Here is an 18,612-nt window from a genome sequence, read left to right as displayed (position 1 = left end):
TGCACGCGCTTCAGCGCAGCTCGTTTCGCCTCGGCAGGTCCGCGCCGCGGCGCGAGCAGGTGAGGGCAGCGGCCCGGGTTGCAAAGCCGAGCGCGTTCTGCAGCGCCGCGACATCGAGCCGCGCCAGTGCCTGCGGGCCCAGTGCGTCCTGCTCGTCGAGCCAGGCCAGCAGCGCTGCCTGAAACGTGTCGCCCGCGCCCACGGTGTCGACCACCACGACGGGCGGCGAGGGCGCATCGGCCCGCGCTTCCCGCGTCCAGGCACTGGCGCCGTGGGGGCCGCGCGTGACGATCACCAGCGCCGCGCCCAGTTCCAGCCAGCGCGCGGCGACCTGGTCGGGACTTTCTTCCGGATAGAGCAGGGCGAGGTCCTCGTCGCTGGTCTTCATCAGGTGCGCGAGCGGCGCCATGAAGCCGACCACGTCGCGCCAGTGCGCAAGATCGGGCTCGACGTTGAGGCGCACGTTCAGGTCGTAGGCGATCAGCCGCCGTTCACGCTCGCGCGCCGCCAAGGCCCGCAAGGCGCTGCCCACCGGCTCCACGGCAAGGGCATAGGAGCCGAAGTGCAGCACACGCGTGGCTGCCGGCAGCGGGGGCAGCGTCTCGTGCGTGATCTGCCGGTCGGCCGCGTCCTTGCCGTGGAAGGCATAGCGCGGCACGCCGTGCGCATCCACGCTGACCACGCTGAGCGTGCTGGGCGCGTCGCCGCGCAGCACCAGCGAGGTGTCGACGCCTTCGGCACGCAAGGACGCCAGCAGGCGCTCGCCCGAGGCGTCGGTGGACAGCCCGGTGAGAAAGGCCACCGGGCGCTCGAGCCGGGCGAGCCCCTGCGCCACGTTGAGCGGCGAGCCCCCGACGCGGGCGTCGAGCGTCAATCCGGTGGAGGTCCATTCGCCCATGTAGACATCCATCAAGGCCTCGCCGCAGACCACGAACATGCCGTCTCCCTGTCTTTGCCGTGAATCGGGTTCGATCAGCGGGGCGACTGCCAGCCCTTGTAGTCCTTGACGTTGGCGCGCGTGATCAGCGTCGAGGGCAGCAGCGTCATCGGTTCGGCCGGCTTCTTGCCGTTCATGATGTCGTGGCCGATCTCCACCGCCTTCTGCGCGATCATGTACGGATCCTGGCTGGCCGAGGCCTGTACCTGCGTGTCGCTCTTCAGCGCGGTCTCGATGTCGGGGGCGCCGTCGACCGAGGCGATCACGATGTTCTTGCGGTTGAGCTGCCTGGCGGCCAGGTCGGCCCCGATGGCCTGCGGGTCGTTGATGGCGAACACCGCGTCGACCTTCGGGAAGCGCGTCAGGTGGTTCTGCATCACGTTGAGACCGCCTTCGCGCGAGCCCTTGGCGTCCTGGTCGTCCGAGAGCACCTTGATGTCCGGGTTCTTCTTGAGCACCGTCTTGCAGCCGTTGACCCGGTCGATCACCGCCGACACCTGCGGCCCGTTCTGGATGATCACGTTGCCCTTGCCGCCCAGCTTCTCGGCGATGTATTGGCAGGCGATCTCGCCGGCCTGCACATTGTTGGTCTGCACGGTCGCGTCGGCGCCGTTGGCTGCCACGTCCACGCCCACCACCACGATGCCGGCCTTCTTGGCCTTCTGCAGCGCGGGCTCGATGGCCTTGGCGTCGACCGCATTGACCAGGATCATGTCGACGCCCGAGGCGATGAAGCCATCGATCTGCGAGAACTGCTTGTTGAGGTCGTAGTCGGCCGACAGCGCGTTGACCTTGGCGCCCGGGCTGTACTGCTTGACCTTGGCCTCGGCACCCTTGGCGAGCGCGACAAAGAAGGGATTGCCCATCGAGCCCAGCGTGATGCCGACGCTCTTGATCTGCTTTTGCTGCTGCGCCTGCACGGCAGGGGCGGCGAGTGCCGTGGCGATCACGGCGAGGGCGAACAGGGATTTGCGCATGGAAGAGTCTCCGTTGGTAGTGGTGGTAGTGGTGGTAGTGGTGATGGGTAAGGCGGAAGGGGTTCAGGTCCTTGCGGAATCCTTGCGGCGGTAGCGATCCAGTGCGACCGCGCCGATGATCACCAGGCCCTTGACGATGTACTGCCAGATGTCCGAGACACCCATCAGGATCAGCCCGTTGGTGAGCACCGCGATGATCAGCGCGCCGATCAGCGTGCCGAGGATGGAGCCGGTGCCGCCCACGAAGCTGGTGCCGCCCAGGATGACCGCGGCGATGGCGTCCAGCTCGTAGGAGGCGCCGAGCTGCAGCCCGTTGGCCGCGTACAGCCGCGCCGATGCCATGACACCGCCCAGCCCGGACAGCAGCCCGGAGGCGCAGTAGACGAAGAGCAGCACCGCCCAGACCTTGATTCCCGCCAGGCGCGCGGCCTCCGGGTTGCCGCCGACCGAATAGATGTTCAGCCCGAGCACCGTGCGGCGCAGGATGAACCACGACAGCGCCACGACGGCGAACGCGATGATCACCAGCCAGGGAATGCCCAGCACCTCGCCGTTGCCGATGAATGCGAAAGGCAGCTGCGGGTTGAACACGGTGGTGTCGTTGCCGAGCAGCCGGGCGACGCCCCGCACCGCAGTCAGCGAGCCCAGCGTCACGATGAAGGGCGGGAGCTTCAGGAAGGCGATCAGCACGCCGTTGATCAGGCCGAACAGCAGCCCGCAGCCCAGCCCGGCCGCAATCCCCAGCATGCCCAACCCGGGGATGTTGGACACCAGCATCGCCGCCACCGCCGAGACGGCGAGGATCGAGCCGACCGACAGGTCGATGCCGGCCGTGAGGATCACGAAGGTCATGCCGGCCGCCAGCACGATGTTGATCGAGGCCTGCTGCGTCATGATCGACAGGTTCTGCAGGCTGAAGAAATTCTCGCTCGCGACGCTGAAGCCGACGCACAGCAGCACCAGCACGGGCAGCATGCCGAGGGCGCGCATGATCTCCTTGCCGCTGGCGCCGCGCATTGCGCCTGGCAGGGCAGGGTTGTGGGGCGTTGCCGGGATGGTGGCGGTTTGCTTGGTCATGGGGTGTCTCCTGGATGCGCCGCTGCCTCAGTGCAGCGCCGGTGCGTGGATGGCGGCTGCGCCGGTGGCGAGCGCGACGATGTTTTCCTGCGTGATGGCGGGGCCGCTCGCGCCGCCCACTTCGCCGACCAGGTGGCCTTCGCGCATCACGATGACGCGGTCGCAGATGCCCACCACCTCGGCCAGCTCGCTCGAGATCACCAGCACCGCGACGCCGCGCCGCGCGAGCTCGTCGATCAGCCGGTAGATCTCGCTCTTGGCGCCGATGTCGACGCCGCGCGTCGGCTCGTCGAGGATCAGCACCTTGGGTGCCAGCTCGAGCAGGCGGGCCAGCAGCACCTTCTGCTGGTTGCCGCCCGACAGCGATCCGACATTGACCCGCGGCGATGCCACGCGGATCGACAGCTGCGAGATTGCATCGCGCGCGCGTTGCGCCGCGCGCTTGCCGTCCATCACGCCGCCCGGCCTCGCATCGCGCGGACACACCATCACATTGATGTTGTCGCGCACCGAGAGGTCGAGGAACAGGCCCTGTCCCTTGCGGTCCTCGGTCAGGTAGAGGATGCCCGCGTGGATGGCGTCGGCCGGCCGGGCGATGTCGAGCACCGCGCCGCTGCCGTTCAGCGACACCTCGCCGCCGGTGCGCGGATCGGCGCCGAAGATGAGCCGTGCCAGCTCGGTACGGCCCGCTCCGACCAGGCCGGCGAGGCCCAGCACCTCGCCCGCATGCAGCTCGAAGCTGCAGCCGTGCACGCGCCGGCGGTCGCGAAGGTCGCGCACGGTGAGCGCCTTCTCGCCGCCGTGGCGGCCGTGGTGCTCCTTGCGGTAGAAGCCCGAGAGGTCGCGGCCCACCATCATCTTGACCAGCCGCTCGCGCGAGAGCTCGGCGCGGCCGAGCGTGCCCACGTAGCTGCCGTCGCGCAGCACCGTGACCTCGTCGGCCAGCTCGTCGATCTCGTCCATGCGGTGGCTGATGTAGAGGATCGCCAGGCCCTCGTCGCGCAGGCGCCGGATCAGCGCGAACAGCCGGTCGGTCTCGTGGGTGGACAGCGGCGTGGTCGGCTCGTCCATGACCAGGATGCGGCAGTCGAAATGCACTGCGCGCGCGATCTCCACCAGCTGGCGCTGCGCGATCGACAGCTCCGCCACGCGCACCGAGGGACCGAAGTCGGCGCCCAGGCGTTGCAGCGTCGCCTCGCAGGCCGCGTGCATGGCCGGCCGGTCGACCAGGCCTGCGCGGCGCAGCGGCCGGCCCATGTAGATGTTCTCGGCGGCGGTGAGGTTGGCAGCGAGGGTGAGCTCCTGGTAGATCACGGAGACGCCCAGGTGCTTGGCTGCCAGCGGCCCGTCGATGTGCACCGGCTTGCCGTCGATCAGGATCTCGGCGCCCGGGTCGGGCATGTAGGCGCCCGAAAGCACCTTCATCAGCGTCGATTTGCCGGCGCCGTTTTCGCCCATCAGCGCATGCACGCGGCCGGCGCTGGCGCGCAGCTGCACGTCCTGCAGCGCCTTGACGCCGGGAAAGGTCTTGGAGATCTTGCGCAGCTCGAGCAGCGCAGGCGTGGCGTCATGCATTCGCAGGCTCCTGGTGGCGGGGGTGGGAATGGCCGCGCAGCACGTCGGCGCGCGGCGAGAAGTTGAAGAACATCGGCAGGCTGGCCGCGCCGATGGCGCCCGCATCGGCGCGGAAGCTGCCGCGCAGGATGCGCGGGGTCTGGCGCGCCTCCGGCGCGATGGCGCGCAGCCCCGCATCGAGGCCGTGCATCAGCCGGTCGATCAGGCCGCTGTCGATGTCGCAGTCGATCACCACCACCGGCAGGTCCAGCACCGCCAGCGATGCGCGCGTGGAGGGCACCAGCGCATCGATGCAGTCCTCCAGCCATTCGTCTACCTCGGCTTTGCCGGCGGCGACACAGGCCTCGAGCCCGGCGTGGTCGTGCACCGCAGTGCCGTGGTGGCGCAGGTGGCGCGTGAGCGAATTCAGCGAGGCGCGCGACAGCAGGATGTCCCAGGGGCGCCGCGGAGCCGGGGCGGATGCCAGGCGGCTGGGCGGTACCGGCATCAGGCCCAGGTCGGCCGCGTTGCCGCTGGCGCCGCGCAGGCTTTCGCCGCCGAGCACCGCGCCTGCGCCCAGGGCCGCGCCGATGAAGATGTAGAGGAAGTCGTTCTCTTCGCGCCCGATGCCGAAGAACAGCTCTGCGATGGCAGCGGCGTTGCCGTCGTTCTCCTTGAAGACCGGCTGGTCGAGCGCCTGCGCGAGCATCTCGCCGAAGTCCACCTCGTCCCAGATGCGAAAGTCGGCCTCCAGGTCGAGTTCGCGCAGCCAGGCGCCGAGGTTGTAGGGCTGGGCCAGGCCGATGCCCATGAGCCGGCCGCGCTGCGCGCGATCGAGCGTGTCGATCATCCGCTGCGCATCCTCGCTCACCAGCGCGAGCGCCTTGTCGGGGTGGGGCAGCAGCAGATCGTGCGCCGCGCGCGCCAGGATTCGGCCGCCGAGGTCGATCATCACCGTCTCGATGCTCGTGCGGTCCAGCCGCACGCCGATGCCGTAGGCGCCTGCGGGATTGACCCGGTACAGGCCCGCCGGCTGGCCGCGCTGGCCTTCCTGGCGGCGGCCTGCGGGCTCGATGAGACGCGATTCCTCCAGCGACTGCACGATGCTGCCCACGGCCGTGTTGGTGAGTTGGGCCCAGCGCGCAAGATCGGCCTTGGACGCCTCGCCGGCACGGCGCAGCCGCTGCAGGAGGCTGCGCTCGTTGTAGAGCCGCAGGTTGACCGAGTTCGTGCCCCGACCGGGCCCAGCTGTGGTCACGGATGAGTCTCCTTGCCCGCCATGGCGAACATTAATTAATTCAAGTTGAATAAATAGTAGAAGCACTCGCAGGCGCGGCCATCCCGGGTTAACCCCAGAAAATGCAAGAAAGTATGTGTTCAAGCCCGCTGCGGATCTCTTTAGAGATCGGGCAGGCATCACCGTATCGATCAGCGCTCCAGCCGGCGGACTAAGGACAACCCCGGTTTCGCGCGAAAGTCGCACGAGCCTGATCGATGATCGATCGGACTCGCAGTTGGTCTCGTTGTTGGCAGGCCCACCGCACACCTACAGTCGCCGGCCATTCAACGGAGACCTCCATGAGCAAATCCCAGGCGCACGAGCTGCGTCTGAGGAAACCGGGGATCTCGGGTCCGGACGTCCTTGGCCCAGGCAGGACGTCAGGCCCGCATCTTTTCGCAAAGAACAAGGTCTTCGCCGGCCAGCAGCGAGTGAAGCGTGCCGGCTTCGGCCGCAAGTTCCTGCGCCGGTGCGACCTCGATCGGTGCGAGCGCGAAGCGCTGCAGGAAGTCGCCCATTCGCTGCGGGTCGATGGACCAGGTGAAGGGTTCGCGGCGCCACGCCAGCCAGCGCTCCACCCAGGCGCTGCGCGGGAGAAAACCCGCACTGCCGTCGGGCCACTTCGACATGAAGCTGAACACCATGCGGGCGGGCGCGCGCAGCGTCGCGATGGCCTGGAACAGCCGGTCGATGGCTTGGGGTGCGAGATACATCAGCACGCCCTCGGCAATGACCAAGGTCGGCCGGCCGTCGTCGAAGAGTTCGGTCGGCAGCGGATCGGCCGAGAGATCGACGGCGACCAAGCGCATGTTGGGCGCAAGCTCGCCGCCCAGCGCGCTGTGCTTGGCGCGCTGCGTGGCGGGATGGTCGATCTCCATCCACTCGATGTGCGGGAATTCCGATGCCAGGCGCAGGGCCAGCGTGTCGAAGCCGGCACCGATGACCGCGACGCGTTGGAAGCCGTCGCTGATGGACTGGCGGCATCGGCGCTCGATCCAGCGCTTGCGGTGCCAGTAGTGGGCCATGATGCCGGGCAAGACCCCGCGCTCGAGGATGCGCCAAAGCACGCGCGTGGGCGCGAAGGACGCGCTCTTCGCAAGCATCCGATCGGCAAGGCTGCCGGACAGGAAGCGCTCGCACAACGCCCGCGCGCCCGGCGCAACCAGCGTGGCCGTCCGCGGGTCGCTCGCGAGCAGGATCGTGCTGGCCGCGATCAGCTTGGCCGTGCTGCTGGCTTGGTCGGACCTCACGCCGGTGCACCTTCGCATGCGAGCGCGTCGGGGAAGGCGCGCGCGAACGCATCGCGATAGTGCGTGTACCAGGTGCTGACGAACAGCTCGTCCGGGTCGTGCTCGAGCTTCTTCGCAAGCCACGCGCCGAACTGCGGATAGCACCGACGCACCTGCGCGGCGGATGCGTGGCGGTGGTAGGTGAGGAAGAAGCTGCCTCCGAGTTCGATGGACGCGTCGATCAGTGCGCGAAAGGTGTTCGCCGTGCGGTCGAGTCCTGCCGCGTCGTGCGGCGTTCTCAGGTTGAAGACGATGCAGGCGAAGTCGTCTTTCGCCCACGGCAGGTACGAGGTGGTGTCGCGCAGGATGGACCGGATGGTGCCGTAGATCACTTCGGTTCCGAACACGCGAAGCACGTCGCGCGCTCGCTGCATGAACGCCAGCAAACGATCGCGCGGCACGTAGTGCTCGCCGATGACCAGCGTCTCTTTCGAGGCGCCTCCACCGGCCTGGCTGCTTGCGAGAAAGTCGGCATAGCTCGGGATGTAGGTGCTGAGCTGCATGGTGTCCGACCCATAGAGCTTGCCGTGGGTGTCGAGGTAGTGCCTGGCGTATTGGGCAAAGGCCGCCTTCTTGTCGTGGTGCGCGAGCTCGAGCAGCTGCAGCCAGGTATCGGGTGCGAGGTCGGCGGCCGCATTCTCGCGAACGCCGGCGGCCTCCGCCGGCTTGTAGCAGGCGAGGACGCCGCGGCGCAGGAAGTGGTCGTCCTGCGCGTCGATGGCGAACTGGAAATCACCGTACACGCAGCCCTCGTCGGCGCGGCGAAAGACGGCGTTCACCGCGTCGTCCAGGTCGAGCACGTCGACCACGCGCCTGACAAGCAGACGCGGGCACAGGCGCAAGGTTGCCGCATAGACGATGCCGAAGAGGCCGTAGCCGCCGATCGCCAGCGAGAACAGTTCGGGGTTGTGGCTGCGGCTGCAGAACACCACGTCGCCGCGCGCATCGACCAGCGTGAGATCCTCGATGTCATGGCCCAGGGGCTGCATTGCGAGGCCGCGTCCATGCGCATTCGCCGCAATGGAGCCGCCCAGTGTGACGTCGTCGACGCCGGTCTGCTTTTGCCGGATGCCCCAGCGCGCCTGGCTGCCGGCGTCCATGGCGTGTGTCGCCTCGATGATGCGTGGCCACATCGCGCCGGCTTCGATCTGCAGCAGGCCGAGCAAGGGGTCGGTCTTCAGCACCTTGTCCAGGCCCCGCATGTCGATGTGGACGGAGTCGGCGGCAAACTGCTGGCCCCCCATGGCGTGCCGGCCACCGGCGACCGAAATGCGCCGCCCGGCGACGGCTGCACGCCTGACCGTGGCCTGCAATTCGAACAGTGTCCGGGGTTGGCACACCTGCGCCACCGTGGTGGCGTTCAACCGGGAATGGACGTCATCGAGAACTTGCTTCATTGCTGCCGCGCGCAGGCGGTGGGTGGTGGAGAGGTGCGCATCATGGCCAGCTCATCCGCGCCGGCTTCGATCGTCGTCGTGAAGGTCGCCGAATACGCGCTGCCGCGTACCGGATGCCGATACTCCGCTCAGATCAGGTTGCGCATCGCCTGCGCCGTTTCGCGCAGCACCGGAAGCACGCGGGCGACCGCGTCCTCGCTGCTTTCGTGGCCCATCGGCATCGTGATGTTGAGCGCGCCCACCAGCTCGCCGTGCCGGTCGCGCAGCGGCACCGCGATGCCGCGCGAGTTGAGGTCCAGCTGCTGTTCCGAGAGCGCCCAGCCTTGTGCACGGATGCGTGCCAGTTCCAGCTTCATGCGCTCCTTGCTCGAGATGGTGTGCGAGGTGAAGACGGTGAGCTCGTGCGTGGCCAGCCACAGGCTGCGCTCCTCGTCGCTGCGCATCGCCAGCATCAGCATGCCCGACGCGGTGACCTGCGCGGGCACCCGTGCGCCGAGCACATACCCGGTGCTCATGCTGCGGTTGGGGCCGTTGCGCGCGATGTAGACCACCTCGTCGCCGTCCATCACGCTGAGGTAGGCGATCTCGTGCGTGCCGGCCGCCACGCGCTGCAGGAAGGGCTGCACGATGCGCGGCAGCCGCGCCGATTCGAGGTAGGACTGGCCCAGGCGCAGCACCCGCGGCGTCAGCCAGAAAAGCTTGCCGTCTCCGGCCACGTAGCCCATGTGCTGCAACGTGAGCAGGTAGCGCCGCGCGGCCGTGCGCGTCATGCCGGTGCGCTGGCCGGCCTCGCTCGCAGTCATCCGCGGATGGGCGTCGTCGAAGGCCTCGATGATCGAAACGCCGCGCTCCAGGCCCGCGATCCAGTCGCGCTTGTCGAGTCCGGCAGGGGGAGGGGAGGCGTCGATGGCGTCGGTGGTCATTGAGGACAAACCCTGGAACCGTTCGATAAACGATCGCACGCGGGCGATGATCGCGCTATTCTGCGGCCTTCCTCTTGGGTCGCGCAAGCCGGGCGCCCTACATTAGCGGCGCTCCCCGGCAATTTGCGCGATATGCGAACAACACCGAGCGAGACCAAAGCCATGTTCCCCTTCATCGCAGGCAGCACCGACCTCTACCTGATCCCCGGCGATCCGGTGACCAACGTGCGCCTGCCGCGCATGTTCAACGCGGTCTTCGAGCGCTTCGGCATCGACGCGGTGATGGCGCCGGTGCATGTGGCGACGCGCGACTTCGCCGTCTTCGTGAAGGCCGCCTTCCTTGCGAAGAACGTGCGCGGCATGGTGATCGCACCGCCGCACAAGCCGCTGGCTGTGGACCTGCTCGACGGTGCGGGCCTTTTCGGCCGGGTGGCCGGCTCGGTCAACGTGGTCAAGCGCATCGCCAACGGCGAGCTCGAAGGCGACCTGTTCGACGGCGAAGGCCTGCTGGGTGCGCTGGACCGCTGCAACATCCCGTTCCGCGGCAAGCGCGTGCTCATCTTGGGCGCCGGCGTCAGCGCAGCGGCCATCGGCGTGGCGCTGGCGGAGGGCGGCACGGTCGATGGCGCCGAGTACATCGCCTTCCACGACATCTCGGCCGGCAAGGCGGCCGGCGTGGCCGCCAAGCTCGATGCCTTCTTCGACGCCACGACGGTCGCGGTCGACAGCAGCGACCCGGCCGGCTACGACCTCGTCATCAACGCCACGCCCCTGGGTCTGAAGGAGGGCGACGCCCTGCCGGTCGACGTGGCGCGCATGGACGCGCACGCGGCCCTGTTCGACATCCTGCTGCGCAACCAGCCGACCCCGCTGGTGCGCGCGGCCCGTGCGCGCGGTCTCAACGCCCAGCCCGGCTTCGAGATGCTGATCCAGCAGATGCCTTATTACCTCGACTTCTTCGGCCACGCGGCCGCGGCGCAGGGCGTGCGCGAGGACGCGCGCTTCCTGCGCGAGCTGATCTACCCCCAGGCGATGGCGGCAGAGATCGACTCGCCCCTGCGCTATCACTCCGACAGCGTGGCCTGAGCACCGCTGCCTGCACCATGGCCATCTCTATCGACCGCTTCGGCTTCAACACCGTCACGATGGGCGGCGACCTGGGCCACAAGCTGGAATGCATGAAGGCCGCGGGCTTCGCGGGTGTCGAGCTGTGGGCGCGCGACCTGATCGCCCATCCTGCCGGCGTCGAGAAGGCGGCCGAGCTGGTGAAGGCCAGCGGCCTCAAGGTCACCGACTTTCAGCCGCTTCGCGATTTCGAATGCGCGCCCGACGCCATGCGTCCGCACCGGCTCGAGATGGCGCGCGAGCAGCTGCGCCAGATGGCGCTGGTCGGCACCGACCTGCTGCTGGTGTGTTCCACCACCTCGCCGCTGGCGATCGACGACCCCGAGCGCGCGGCCGAGGACCTGCGCACGCTGGCCACGCTCGCCACGCCGCTGGGCATCCGCATCTGCTACGAGGCGCTGTCGTGGGGCCGGCATGTGAACCGCTGGCACCAGGCCTGGGACATCGTGCGGCGCTGCAACCGCCAGAACGTGGGCCTGAACCTCGACAGCTTCCACATGTCGGTGCACGGCGACGACACTCCCGAGACGCTGGCGCAGCTGGCCGAGGTGCCGGTGGAGAAGATCTTCCTGGTGCAGCTGGCCGACTACTTCTTCGAGTACAGCGACCGGCAGGCCGACATCATCGAACTGGCGCGCCACCAGCGCCTGTTCCCGGGCGAAGGCCTGCACGACGTGCGCGACCTGGTGCAACTGCTCGAGCAGAAGGGCTACCGCGGCCACTACACCTTCGAGGTGTTCAACGACGACTACGTGAACTCCGACCCGATGGTGGTCGGGCGGCGCGGCATGAAGAGCGCGCGCTGGATCAGCGAATCCGTCATCGGCGCGTAGCAGGCAAGACAAGCAACAAGTGACAAGGAGACAGGCAATGACAAGAATCTTCAATGGGTACTGCCGCGGGCTGGAGGCGCTGATGGCGCTGATGCTCGCCATCATGGTCGTGATGGTGTTCGGCAACGTCGTGCTGCGCTACGGCTTCAACTCGGGCATCACCGTGTCGGAGGAAGTGTCGCGCTGGCTCTTCGTCTGGATGACCTTCCTCGGCGCCATCGTCGCGGTGCGTGAGCACGGCCACCTCGGCACCGACATGCTGGTCGCCAAGCTGCCGACCTGGGGCAAGAAGCTGTGCCTGGTCGTGGGGCACCTGCTGATGCTGTTCGCCTCCTGGCTGCTGCTCACCGGCAGCTGGCAGCAGACGCTGATCAACTGGGACGTGAGCGCGCCCACGACGGGCGCCTCGGTCGCCATCTTCTACGTCGTCGGCGTGGTGTTCGGGGTGTCGGCGATCGTGTTCCTGCTGTACGACCTGTGGCGCGCGCTCAGCGGCAAGCTCAGCGACGCCGAGCTCGTGATGGTGCACGAGTCGGAAGAGCAGGCCGACATCGACAGGATCAACGCCGAGCTGGCGCGCCGCGATGCCGAAGAAGCCGCGCAGCGCCGCACCGGCAAGCCCACGAACGGCGGACGCTGACATGACGATCGCCATCTTCCTCGGTGCCCTGCTGGGTGCCATGGCCATCGGCGTGCCGATCGCCTATTCGCTGCTGCTGTGCGGCGTCGCGCTGATGTGGCACCTGGACCTGTTCGATGCGCAGATCCTCGCGCAGAACGTGATCAACGGCGCCGACAGCTTCCCGCTGCTGGCCGTGCCCTTCTTCATGCTGGCCGGCGAGGCCATGAACCAGGGCGGCCTGTCGCGGCGCATCGTGAACCTGGCGCTGGCGGTGGTGGGCCACGTGCGCGGCGGGCTCGGCTACGTGGCGATCGTGGCGGCCTGCATCCTGTCGGCGCTTTCGGGCTCCGCGGTGGCCGATGCGGCGGCACTCTCGGCGTTGCTCATCCCGATGATGGTGGCGGCGGGGCACGACAAGGCGCGCTCCGGCGGCCTGATCGCGGCCTCCGGCGTGATCGGCCCGATCATCCCGCCCTCGATCGGCTTCGTGATCTTCGGCGTGGCGGCCAACGTGTCGATCTCCAAGCTCTTCCTCGCCGGCATCTTCCCGGGCCTCCTGATCGGCGCGTCGCTCTGGTTCACCTGGTGGTGGCTGGTGCGCAAGGAAACGATCCAGCCGCCGCCGCGCAAGTCCAGGGGCGAGGTGCTCAAGGCGCTGCGCGACTCCTTTTGGGCGCTGCTGCTGCCTTTCATCATCCTGGTCGGGCTGCGCTTCGGCATCTTCACGCCGACCGAGGCGGCCGTTGTCGCGGCGGTGTACGCGATCTTCGTTGCCACCGTGATCTACCGCGAGCTCAAGCCCTCGCAGTTCTACGCCATGTTCGTGTCTGCCGCGAAGACCAGCGCGATCGTGATGTTCCTGGTCGCCGCCGCGATGGTCTCGGCCTGGCTCATCACCGTGGCCGACCTGCCCAGCAAGCTGGTCGCGCTGCTGCAGCCGCTGATCGCCAGCCCGATGCTGCTGATGTTCGTCATCATGCTGCTGGTGATCGCGGTAGGAACCGCGATGGACATGACGCCCACCATCCTGATCCTCACGCCCGTGCTGATGCCGGTCATCAAGGCCGCGGGCATCGACCCGGTCTATTTCGGCGTGCTGTTCATCATCAACAACTCGATCGGCCTCATCACGCCGCCCGTGGGCACGGTGCTCAACGTGGTGGCCGGGGTCGGGCGCATGAAGATGGACGAAGTCACCCGCGGCGTGCTGCCTTTCGCCATTGCCGAGTTCGCCATGATGTTCCTCATGGTGCTGTTCCCCCAGCTCGTCATCTGGCCGGCGCGCCTGCTGGCCGGCTGAGCTTCGCCTTTTTGCCATCCCGATCCAACACCATCCCCATTCAACCCAAGGAGACTCCGCCATGAAGAACATCTTTCGAACCACCTTGATCGCCGTGGCCGCCGCCGTCGCCATGGGCGGCGCGGCCGCCCAGGTGAAGGAGCGCACGCTCAAGTTCGCCTTCCAGAACCAGACCGGCCATCCCCAGGCCCAAGGCGCGCAGAAGTTCGCCGATCTCGTGGCGGAGAAGTCGGGCAAGAAGATCTCGGTCAAGCTGTTCCCCGGCGGCACGCTGGGCGGCGACCTGCAGACCGTGTCGGCGCTGCAGGGCGGCACGGTCGAGATCACGGTGCTCAATGCCGGCATCCTGAGCGCGCAGGTGAAGGAGTTCGCGGCCTACGATCTGCCGTTCCTGTTCAACAGCGCCCAGGAGGCCGATGCCGTGACCGACGGCCCCTTCGGCAAGAAGCTGCTCGCCAAGCTCGACGAGAAGAACCTGCACGGCCTGGGCTACTGGGACCTGGGCTTTCGCAACCTGACCAACAGCAAGCGCCCGATCGCCAAGGCCGAGGACATCGCCGGGCTCAAGATCCGCGTGATCCAGTCCCCGATTTACATCGACCTGTTCAACACCCTGGGCGCCAATGCGACGCCGATGCCCTTCCCCGAGTTGTATTCGGCGCTCGACCAGAAGGCGGTCGACGGCCAGGAGAACCCCAACACGGTCATCGCCTCCTCGAAGTTCGCCGAGGTGCAGAAGCACATCACGCAGACGCGCCACATCTACAACCCGCAGGCGCTGATCATCGGCAAGAAGGCCTGGGACGGGATGAGCGCCGAGGAGAAGAAGATCATCGAGGACGCCGCCGCCGAAGCCACGAAGTTCCAGCGCGAGGTATCGCGCGCCGCGGCCGATACGGCGCTCGACACGCTCAAGAAGGGCGGCATGACGGTGACCGAGTTGCCGCCGGCCGAGTTGGCCAAGCTGCGCGACAAGGTCAAGCCCGTGATCGACAAGTACTCGGCTTCGGTGGGCGAGGCGACCGTGAAGGAACTGATGGCCGAAGTGGCCAAGGTCCGCAAGTAGGCCGCGAGGCGTCTCGGCGCCGCAAGAAGAGCGCCGCAGGAAACACGATGACCATCTCCGGCAAGACCACCCTCATCGCGCACCTCGGCTTTCCGACCGAGAGCTTCAAGGCGCCGATGATCTACAACCCCTGGTTCGAGGCGAGCGGCATCGATGCGCTCGTCGTGCCCATGGGCGTGAAGGCAGAGGACTACGAGGCCTTCTTCCCCTTGCTGTTCCGCATGAGCAACATCCGCGGCGCGCTGGTGACCATGCCGCACAAGGTCACGACCATGGCGCTGGTCGATGCGCTCACGCCGGCGGCGAAAATCGCAGGCGCCTGCAACGCGGTGCGCAAGGACGCGGATGGCCGGCTGGTCGGCGACCAGTTCGACGGTGCCGGCTTCGTGCGCGGCGTGCAGCGCAAGGGCTGCAGGCTGGAAGGCGCGCGTGTGCTGGTCTCGGGCAGCGGCGGCGTGGGCTCGGCCATTGCGGCCTCGCTGGCGGCTGCCGGCGTGGCCGAGCTCTCGCTCTTCGACACGCGGGCCGAGTCGGCCGTGGCGCTCGGCGAGCGGCTGAAGGCGCATTACCCCGCGCTGCGCGTGGCCACCGGCTCCAGGGACCCGGCCGGGCACGACCTGGTGGTCAATGCCACCCCGCTGGGCATGAAGGCGGACGATCCGCTACCCTTCGACGTCGACCGCATCGCGCCTTCGACCTTCGTCGGCGAGGTCGTGATGAAATCCGAGTACACCCCGCTCCTGCGTGCCGCCCGCGACAAGGGCTGCGCGGTGCAGGTCGGCACCGACATGCTGTTCGAAATGATCCCGGCCTATCTCGAGTTCTTCGGCTACGGCACCGCCACGCCCGATGAGCTGCGGGCGACGGCGCGCGTGGCCTATTGAAATGAAGCGCACACCCAGGCTTGCCCACCATGAGCATTTTTGAGGGCTTCCTCTCCACTTCCGAAACCCTGGCCGCCTTCAGCGACCACGCCTTCGTCGCGGCCATGCTGCGCTTCGAGGCCGCCCTGGCGCATGCACAGGCGGCCGAGGGCCTGATTCCCGATTCGGCCGCGCGCTCCATCGTCGGCAGCTGCAAGGTGGAGCTCTTCGACGTTGCCAAGATCGTGCGCGAGAGCGGGCGCGCCGGCAGCGTGGCGATTCCGCTGGTCAAGAGCCTCAAGGAGTCGGTCGGCCTCTTCAATGCCGAGGCCGTGCCCTTCGTGCATTTCGGCAGCACCAGCCAGGACGTGATCGACAGCGCGATGGCCCTGGTCACGCGCGAGGCCGTGGCGCTGGTCGAAGCCGACCTGCGCAAGGCCGCCCAGGCCCTGCTGACGCACGCGAAGCAGCACGCCGCCACGCCGATCCTCGCGCGCACCCTGATGCAGCCGGCCTCGGTGACCAGCTTCGGCCTCAAGTGCGCGGGCTGGGCCGCTCCGCTGGTGCGCAGCCGGGCGCGGCTGGCCGAGGCGGCGCGACGGGCGCTGAATGTCCAGCTCGGCGGCGCCGTGGGAACGCTCGCGCAGATGAAAGGGCAGGGGCCGGCGGTGCGCAGCCGCATGGCGCAGGAACTGGGCCTGGGCGATCCCGGCCACGCCTGGCACACGCAGCGCGACGAATGGGTGGCGCTCGGCTGCGAGCTGGGCCTGATGGTCGGCAGCCTCGGCAAGATCGCCAAGGACATCGCCCTCATGGGCCAGTACGAGGTCGGTGAAGTGGCCGAGCCCAGCGAACCCGGCCGGGGCGGTTCCTCCGCCATGCCGCACAAGCGCAATCCCGTGGCCTCGATGGTGGCGTTGGCGGCCGCGCAGCGAGCACCGCAGCGCGTGGCCGCGCTGCTGGCCTCCATGCCGCAGGAGCACGAGCGCGCATTGGGCGCCTGGCAGGCCGAGCTGGGCGAGTGGCCGCAACTGCTGATGTGCGCCCACGGCAGCGTGCGCGCGCTCGCCGGCGCCTTGCCCGGCCTGCAGATCGATGCGCAGCGCATGCGTGGCAACATCGAGCGGCTGCGCGCCGAGCTGCCGAGCGAGGCCGCGGACGAATGGTTCGACCCGGCCCTGGCCGGCGCGGCCTCCACCATCGCGCTGGCGCAGGTCCAGGCCCTGCAGGACCAGCTCAACGAACGGAACACGCAACGATGACCGCATCCTCCCCGCCTTCCGGCGACTACGAAGCCGGCCTCCTGAACCGCCGCCGCATCCTCGGCGATGCGTGGGTCGACAAGTCCCTGGCCAACCGCAACGCCTTCAACAGCGAGTTCCAGGAACTGATCACGCGCCACGCGTGGAACGACATCTGGGGCCGCCCGGCCCTGGGCGACAAGACGCGCCGCTTCATGGTGCTGTCGATGATGCTGGGCATCCATGCCTACGACGAGTTCGCGATGCACATGCGCGCGGCGCTCGACGGTCCGCCCGAGTCGCGGTTGACGCCCGAGGAGATCAAGGAGGTGATCATGATGGCCGCCATCTACTGCGGCGTGCCGGTGGCCAACCATGCCTTCGGCATCGCCACTGCGATCCTTCGGGAGAAGGGGCTGCTCGAAGAAGGCAGGAAGGAAGACAACGCATGACTCGGTTGAACGTGCTGCGCGAGGGCGAGGGGCCCATCGTCGTGTTGAGCCACGCCCTCGGCTGCGACCTGCACATGTGGGACGGCGTGGCCGAGGTGCTGGCGCGGGCCCACACGGTGCTGCGCTACGACCATCGCAACCACGGCGGCTCGGAGGTGGTGCCGGGTCCGCTCACGATGCAGGCGCTGGCCGACGACGCGGCCGCGCTGATCGGGCGCGAGGCCGGTGGAGAGCCGGTGCATTTCGTCGGCTTGTCGATGGGCGGCATGACGGCCCAGGCGCTGGCGCCCACGCACCCGCAGCTGCTGCGCAGCGTGGTGATCGCGAATTCATCGGCGTACTACCCCGACCGCACACCCTGGCGCACGCGCGTCGAGACGGTGCAGGCACAGGGCGTCGCGGCCATCGCGCCGGGCGCCGTGTCGCGCTGGCTCACGCCCGCCTATGCAGCCACGCCCGAGGGCGCGGAAGCTGCGCGCCGGCTGCACGCCACCCTGGTCGCCACCGACGCGGCCGGCTATATCGCCAGCTGCGAGGCGGTGGCTGCCATCGACTTCCGCGAGACCAACCGCAACATCCGCACGCCTTCGCTGGTGATTGCAGGCGATCGGGACGAGGCCACGCCCCCGTCGATGTCCGAGGCCATCGCGGGGGCGATCCCCGGCGCGAAGCTGGCCCGCATCGATGCCGCGCACCTCAGCGCGGTCGAGCGGCCGGTGGCGTTTGCCCAACTGCTCATCGACTTCTGGCGCAGCCTCTGACAGGCTGACGGCACCCATGGAACGCTAGAGCTTCTCGCGTTACTCAGGCAGCAGTACCCCAGCGCGAAGGGGTGCAAACCGTTTCACTGCCGGAGTCACGCTTGTGAGTTTTCATTTCGATCCCCAGTACATCAGCCAGCGCCTCGGCGAGGTCGGGCCAGAGACCGAGAACCTCTCGGTCATCGTCCAGGATGACGACGCCACCTGGACGCTCGCCTTCGAGAACGAAGTCACCGTCCTCGTACTCGTCGAATGGGCCGACGAGCCCGCGCGCCTGGTCCTGAGCGCCGACATCGGCACACCGCCGGAGGGCCGCGCGGCCCAGGTTCACAGGGCCGCGCTCTCCTACAACACGCTGTGGCGCGACACCGGTGGCGCACGCATCGGCATGGGTGGCGAGGAGGGGGATCTGCTCCTTGTGCGCGAGCTGGACCCGGAGAGCGTGCAGGGCGGCGAACTCGCGCGCGTCCTCGAACAATTTGCCGCGGTCGCGCAATGGTGGGAAGGCTACGTCACCAGCGAAGAGATCGCCATTCCAGCGTCAGCCCCTGCCATGGCGCAGATGGCAGCTCGAATCTAAGGAGAAGAACGATGGGCAGCAAGGTTGGCAACAACAATTCGGGGCAGAGCGTTGAAAGCTTGGCGCATGCTTTTCAGGGGGTTCTGGATTCCCCTCAACTAAAGGGAAGTTATCTCGTCGGAAAAAAACTAAAGACAAGTGCGAAATCGACGGAGTCGCGCGTAGCGATGTCACGTACCTGTCCCAGAAAAATAAAAAACCTGGTCCAGCGCACGCGGCGTATCGCCTCAGTGGGCGCAGAAGGGCTCAATACGAGGAGGCCAGCCGCTACCTGCTTGACCTGGTTAGGCAGGCTCGGGATAGACGGTACGGTCTCAATCTCGATCAAATATCGGC

Annotated in this window: 18 protein-coding genes; 10 read left to right on the top strand and 8 right to left on the bottom strand. The window is 67.9% G+C overall.

The genetic code is table 11. The features are described 5' to 3' along the window. Nucleotides 1–10: 10 nt before the first annotated feature. From ACMGEZ_RS07110 to ACMGEZ_RS07075, 8 genes are all read right to left on the bottom strand, one after another. Nucleotides 11–937, bottom strand: a complete 927-nt coding sequence (locus ACMGEZ_RS07110) for a carbohydrate kinase family protein (protein ID WP_436821558.1) — start codon at nucleotides 935–937, stop codon at nucleotides 11–13. A 35-nt stretch (nucleotides 938–972) separates the two neighbouring features. Continuing rightward, nucleotides 973–1,914: an ABC transporter substrate-binding protein gene (locus tag ACMGEZ_RS07105; protein WP_436821557.1), complete on the bottom strand. Its 942-nt coding sequence runs from the start codon at nucleotides 1,912–1,914 to the stop codon at nucleotides 973–975. Nucleotides 1,915–1,977: 63 nt separating this feature from the next. Beyond that, on the bottom strand, nucleotides 1,978–2,931 hold the full coding sequence (locus ACMGEZ_RS07100; RefSeq protein WP_436821776.1) for an ABC transporter permease subunit: 954 nt from the start codon (nucleotides 2,929–2,931) through the stop codon (nucleotides 1,978–1,980). A gap of 87 nt (nucleotides 2,932–3,018) precedes the next feature. Beyond that, complete coding sequence (locus ACMGEZ_RS07095; protein WP_436821556.1) at nucleotides 3,019–4,566, bottom strand: sugar ABC transporter ATP-binding protein; 1,548 nt, start codon at nucleotides 4,564–4,566, stop codon at nucleotides 3,019–3,021. After that, nucleotides 4,559–5,803, bottom strand: a complete 1,245-nt coding sequence (locus tag ACMGEZ_RS07090) for an ROK family protein (protein ID WP_436821555.1) — start codon at nucleotides 5,801–5,803, stop codon at nucleotides 4,559–4,561. Before ACMGEZ_RS07090 ends, ACMGEZ_RS07095 begins: the two co-directional genes overlap by 8 nt. Nucleotides 5,804–6,204: 401 nt before the next feature. Further along, nucleotides 6,205–7,074 carry a class I SAM-dependent methyltransferase gene (locus ACMGEZ_RS07085; RefSeq protein ID WP_436821554.1) on the bottom strand — a complete coding sequence of 290 codons (870 nt, stop codon included), beginning with the start codon at nucleotides 7,072–7,074 and terminating at the stop codon, nucleotides 6,205–6,207. Beyond that, complete coding sequence (locus tag ACMGEZ_RS07080) at nucleotides 7,071–8,510, bottom strand: FAD-binding oxidoreductase (RefSeq protein ID WP_436821553.1); 1,440 nt, start codon at nucleotides 8,508–8,510, stop codon at nucleotides 7,071–7,073. The genes ACMGEZ_RS07085 and ACMGEZ_RS07080 overlap by 4 nt, the downstream gene beginning before the upstream one ends. A 128-nt stretch (nucleotides 8,511–8,638) precedes the next feature. Then, nucleotides 8,639–9,433 (bottom strand): IclR family transcriptional regulator domain-containing protein, encoded by a 795-nt coding sequence (locus ACMGEZ_RS07075; RefSeq protein WP_436821552.1) that lies wholly within the window; start codon nucleotides 9,431–9,433, stop codon nucleotides 8,639–8,641. 162 nt (nucleotides 9,434–9,595) lie between these two features. Here ACMGEZ_RS07075 and ACMGEZ_RS07070 point away from each other — a divergent pair, with 162 nt between their 5' ends. The 10 genes from ACMGEZ_RS07070 (at nucleotide 9,596) to ACMGEZ_RS07025 (ending at nucleotide 18,276) form a co-directional block, all read left to right on the top strand. Further along, nucleotides 9,596–10,519, top strand: a complete 924-nt coding sequence (locus ACMGEZ_RS07070) for a shikimate dehydrogenase family protein (RefSeq protein ID WP_436821551.1) — start codon at nucleotides 9,596–9,598, stop codon at nucleotides 10,517–10,519. Between the two features lie 17 nt (nucleotides 10,520–10,536). After that, the gene (locus ACMGEZ_RS07065; protein ID WP_436821550.1) at nucleotides 10,537–11,391 is read left to right on the top strand and encodes a sugar phosphate isomerase/epimerase family protein; all 855 of its coding nucleotides are present in this window, start codon (nucleotides 10,537–10,539) and stop codon (nucleotides 11,389–11,391) included. A gap of 37 nt (nucleotides 11,392–11,428) precedes the next feature. Continuing rightward, nucleotides 11,429–12,031 carry a TRAP transporter small permease gene (locus tag ACMGEZ_RS07060; RefSeq protein ID WP_436821549.1) on the top strand — a complete coding sequence of 201 codons (603 nt, stop codon included), beginning with the start codon at nucleotides 11,429–11,431 and terminating at the stop codon, nucleotides 12,029–12,031. Nucleotide 12,032: 1 nt separating this feature from the next. Then, nucleotides 12,033–13,313, top strand: coding sequence for a TRAP transporter large permease subunit (locus tag ACMGEZ_RS07055; protein WP_436821548.1), 1,281 nt, complete (start codon nucleotides 12,033–12,035; stop codon nucleotides 13,311–13,313). A 61-nt stretch (nucleotides 13,314–13,374) separates the two neighbouring features. Then, the gene (locus ACMGEZ_RS07050; protein ID WP_436821547.1) at nucleotides 13,375–14,379 is read left to right on the top strand and encodes a TRAP transporter substrate-binding protein; all 1,005 of its coding nucleotides are present in this window, start codon (nucleotides 13,375–13,377) and stop codon (nucleotides 14,377–14,379) included. Between the two features lie 47 nt (nucleotides 14,380–14,426). Next, nucleotides 14,427–15,263 (top strand): shikimate dehydrogenase family protein, encoded by an 837-nt coding sequence (locus ACMGEZ_RS07045; protein ID WP_436821546.1) that lies wholly within the window; start codon nucleotides 14,427–14,429, stop codon nucleotides 15,261–15,263. Nucleotides 15,264–15,292: 29 nt separating this feature from the next. Next, nucleotides 15,293–16,504: a 3-carboxy-cis,cis-muconate cycloisomerase gene (gene pcaB, locus ACMGEZ_RS07040; protein ID WP_436821545.1), complete on the top strand. Its 1,212-nt coding sequence runs from the start codon at nucleotides 15,293–15,295 to the stop codon at nucleotides 16,502–16,504. Continuing rightward, complete coding sequence (locus ACMGEZ_RS07035) at nucleotides 16,501–16,935, top strand: carboxymuconolactone decarboxylase family protein (protein ID WP_436821544.1); 435 nt, start codon at nucleotides 16,501–16,503, stop codon at nucleotides 16,933–16,935. The genes pcaB and ACMGEZ_RS07035 overlap by 4 nt, the downstream gene beginning before the upstream one ends. Then, complete coding sequence (locus ACMGEZ_RS07030) at nucleotides 16,932–17,696, top strand: alpha/beta fold hydrolase (protein WP_436821543.1); 765 nt, start codon at nucleotides 16,932–16,934, stop codon at nucleotides 17,694–17,696. The genes ACMGEZ_RS07035 and ACMGEZ_RS07030 overlap by 4 nt, the downstream gene beginning before the upstream one ends. 103 nt (nucleotides 17,697–17,799) lie before the next feature. Then, entirely contained in the window at nucleotides 17,800–18,276 is a 477-nt protein-coding gene (locus tag ACMGEZ_RS07025; RefSeq protein ID WP_436821542.1) for a type III secretion system chaperone, read from the top strand. Nucleotides 18,277–18,612 lie beyond the last annotated feature (336 nt).

Origin of the sequence: Variovorax stachyos (genome assembly GCF_051400855.1) — a bacterium.
Taxonomy (GTDB): Bacteria; Pseudomonadota; Gammaproteobacteria; order Burkholderiales; family Burkholderiaceae_C; genus Variovorax.
This window is presented reverse-complemented; position numbering and strand designations above follow the sequence as displayed.

What these genes read in the sequence shown, in the direction of transcription:
- ACMGEZ_RS07110 (WP_436821558.1), bottom strand. Translation starts at nt 937, where the DNA reads ATGTTCGTGGTCTGCGGCGAGGCCTTGATGGATGTCTACATGGGCGAA.
- ACMGEZ_RS07105 (WP_436821557.1), bottom strand. Translation starts at nt 1,914, where the DNA reads ATGCGCAAATCCCTGTTCGCCCTCGCCGTGATCGCCACGGCACTCGCC.
- ACMGEZ_RS07100 (WP_436821776.1), bottom strand. Translation starts at nt 2,931, where the DNA reads ATGCGCGGCGCCAGCGGCAAGGAGATCATGCGCGCCCTCGGCATGCTG.
- ACMGEZ_RS07095 (WP_436821556.1), bottom strand. Translation starts at nt 4,566, where the DNA reads ATGCATGACGCCACGCCTGCGCTGCTCGAGCTGCGCAAGATCTCCAAG.
- ACMGEZ_RS07080 (WP_436821553.1), bottom strand. Translation starts at nt 8,510, where the DNA reads ATGAAGCAAGTTCTCGATGACGTCCATTCCCGGTTGAACGCCACCACG.
- ACMGEZ_RS07075 (WP_436821552.1), bottom strand. Translation starts at nt 9,433, where the DNA reads ATGACCACCGACGCCATCGACGCCTCCCCTCCCCCTGCCGGACTCGAC.
- ACMGEZ_RS07070 (WP_436821551.1), top strand. Translation starts at nt 9,596, where the DNA reads ATGTTCCCCTTCATCGCAGGCAGCACCGACCTCTACCTGATCCCCGGC.
- ACMGEZ_RS07065 (WP_436821550.1), top strand. Translation starts at nt 10,537, where the DNA reads ATGGCCATCTCTATCGACCGCTTCGGCTTCAACACCGTCACGATGGGC.
- ACMGEZ_RS07060 (WP_436821549.1), top strand. Translation starts at nt 11,429, where the DNA reads ATGACAAGAATCTTCAATGGGTACTGCCGCGGGCTGGAGGCGCTGATG.
- ACMGEZ_RS07055 (WP_436821548.1), top strand. Translation starts at nt 12,033, where the DNA reads ATGACGATCGCCATCTTCCTCGGTGCCCTGCTGGGTGCCATGGCCATC.
- ACMGEZ_RS07050 (WP_436821547.1), top strand. Translation starts at nt 13,375, where the DNA reads ATGAAGAACATCTTTCGAACCACCTTGATCGCCGTGGCCGCCGCCGTC.
- ACMGEZ_RS07045 (WP_436821546.1), top strand. Translation starts at nt 14,427, where the DNA reads ATGACCATCTCCGGCAAGACCACCCTCATCGCGCACCTCGGCTTTCCG.
- pcaB (WP_436821545.1), top strand. Translation starts at nt 15,293, where the DNA reads ATGAGCATTTTTGAGGGCTTCCTCTCCACTTCCGAAACCCTGGCCGCC.
- ACMGEZ_RS07035 (WP_436821544.1), top strand. Translation starts at nt 16,501, where the DNA reads ATGACCGCATCCTCCCCGCCTTCCGGCGACTACGAAGCCGGCCTCCTG.
- ACMGEZ_RS07030 (WP_436821543.1), top strand. Translation starts at nt 16,932, where the DNA reads ATGACTCGGTTGAACGTGCTGCGCGAGGGCGAGGGGCCCATCGTCGTG.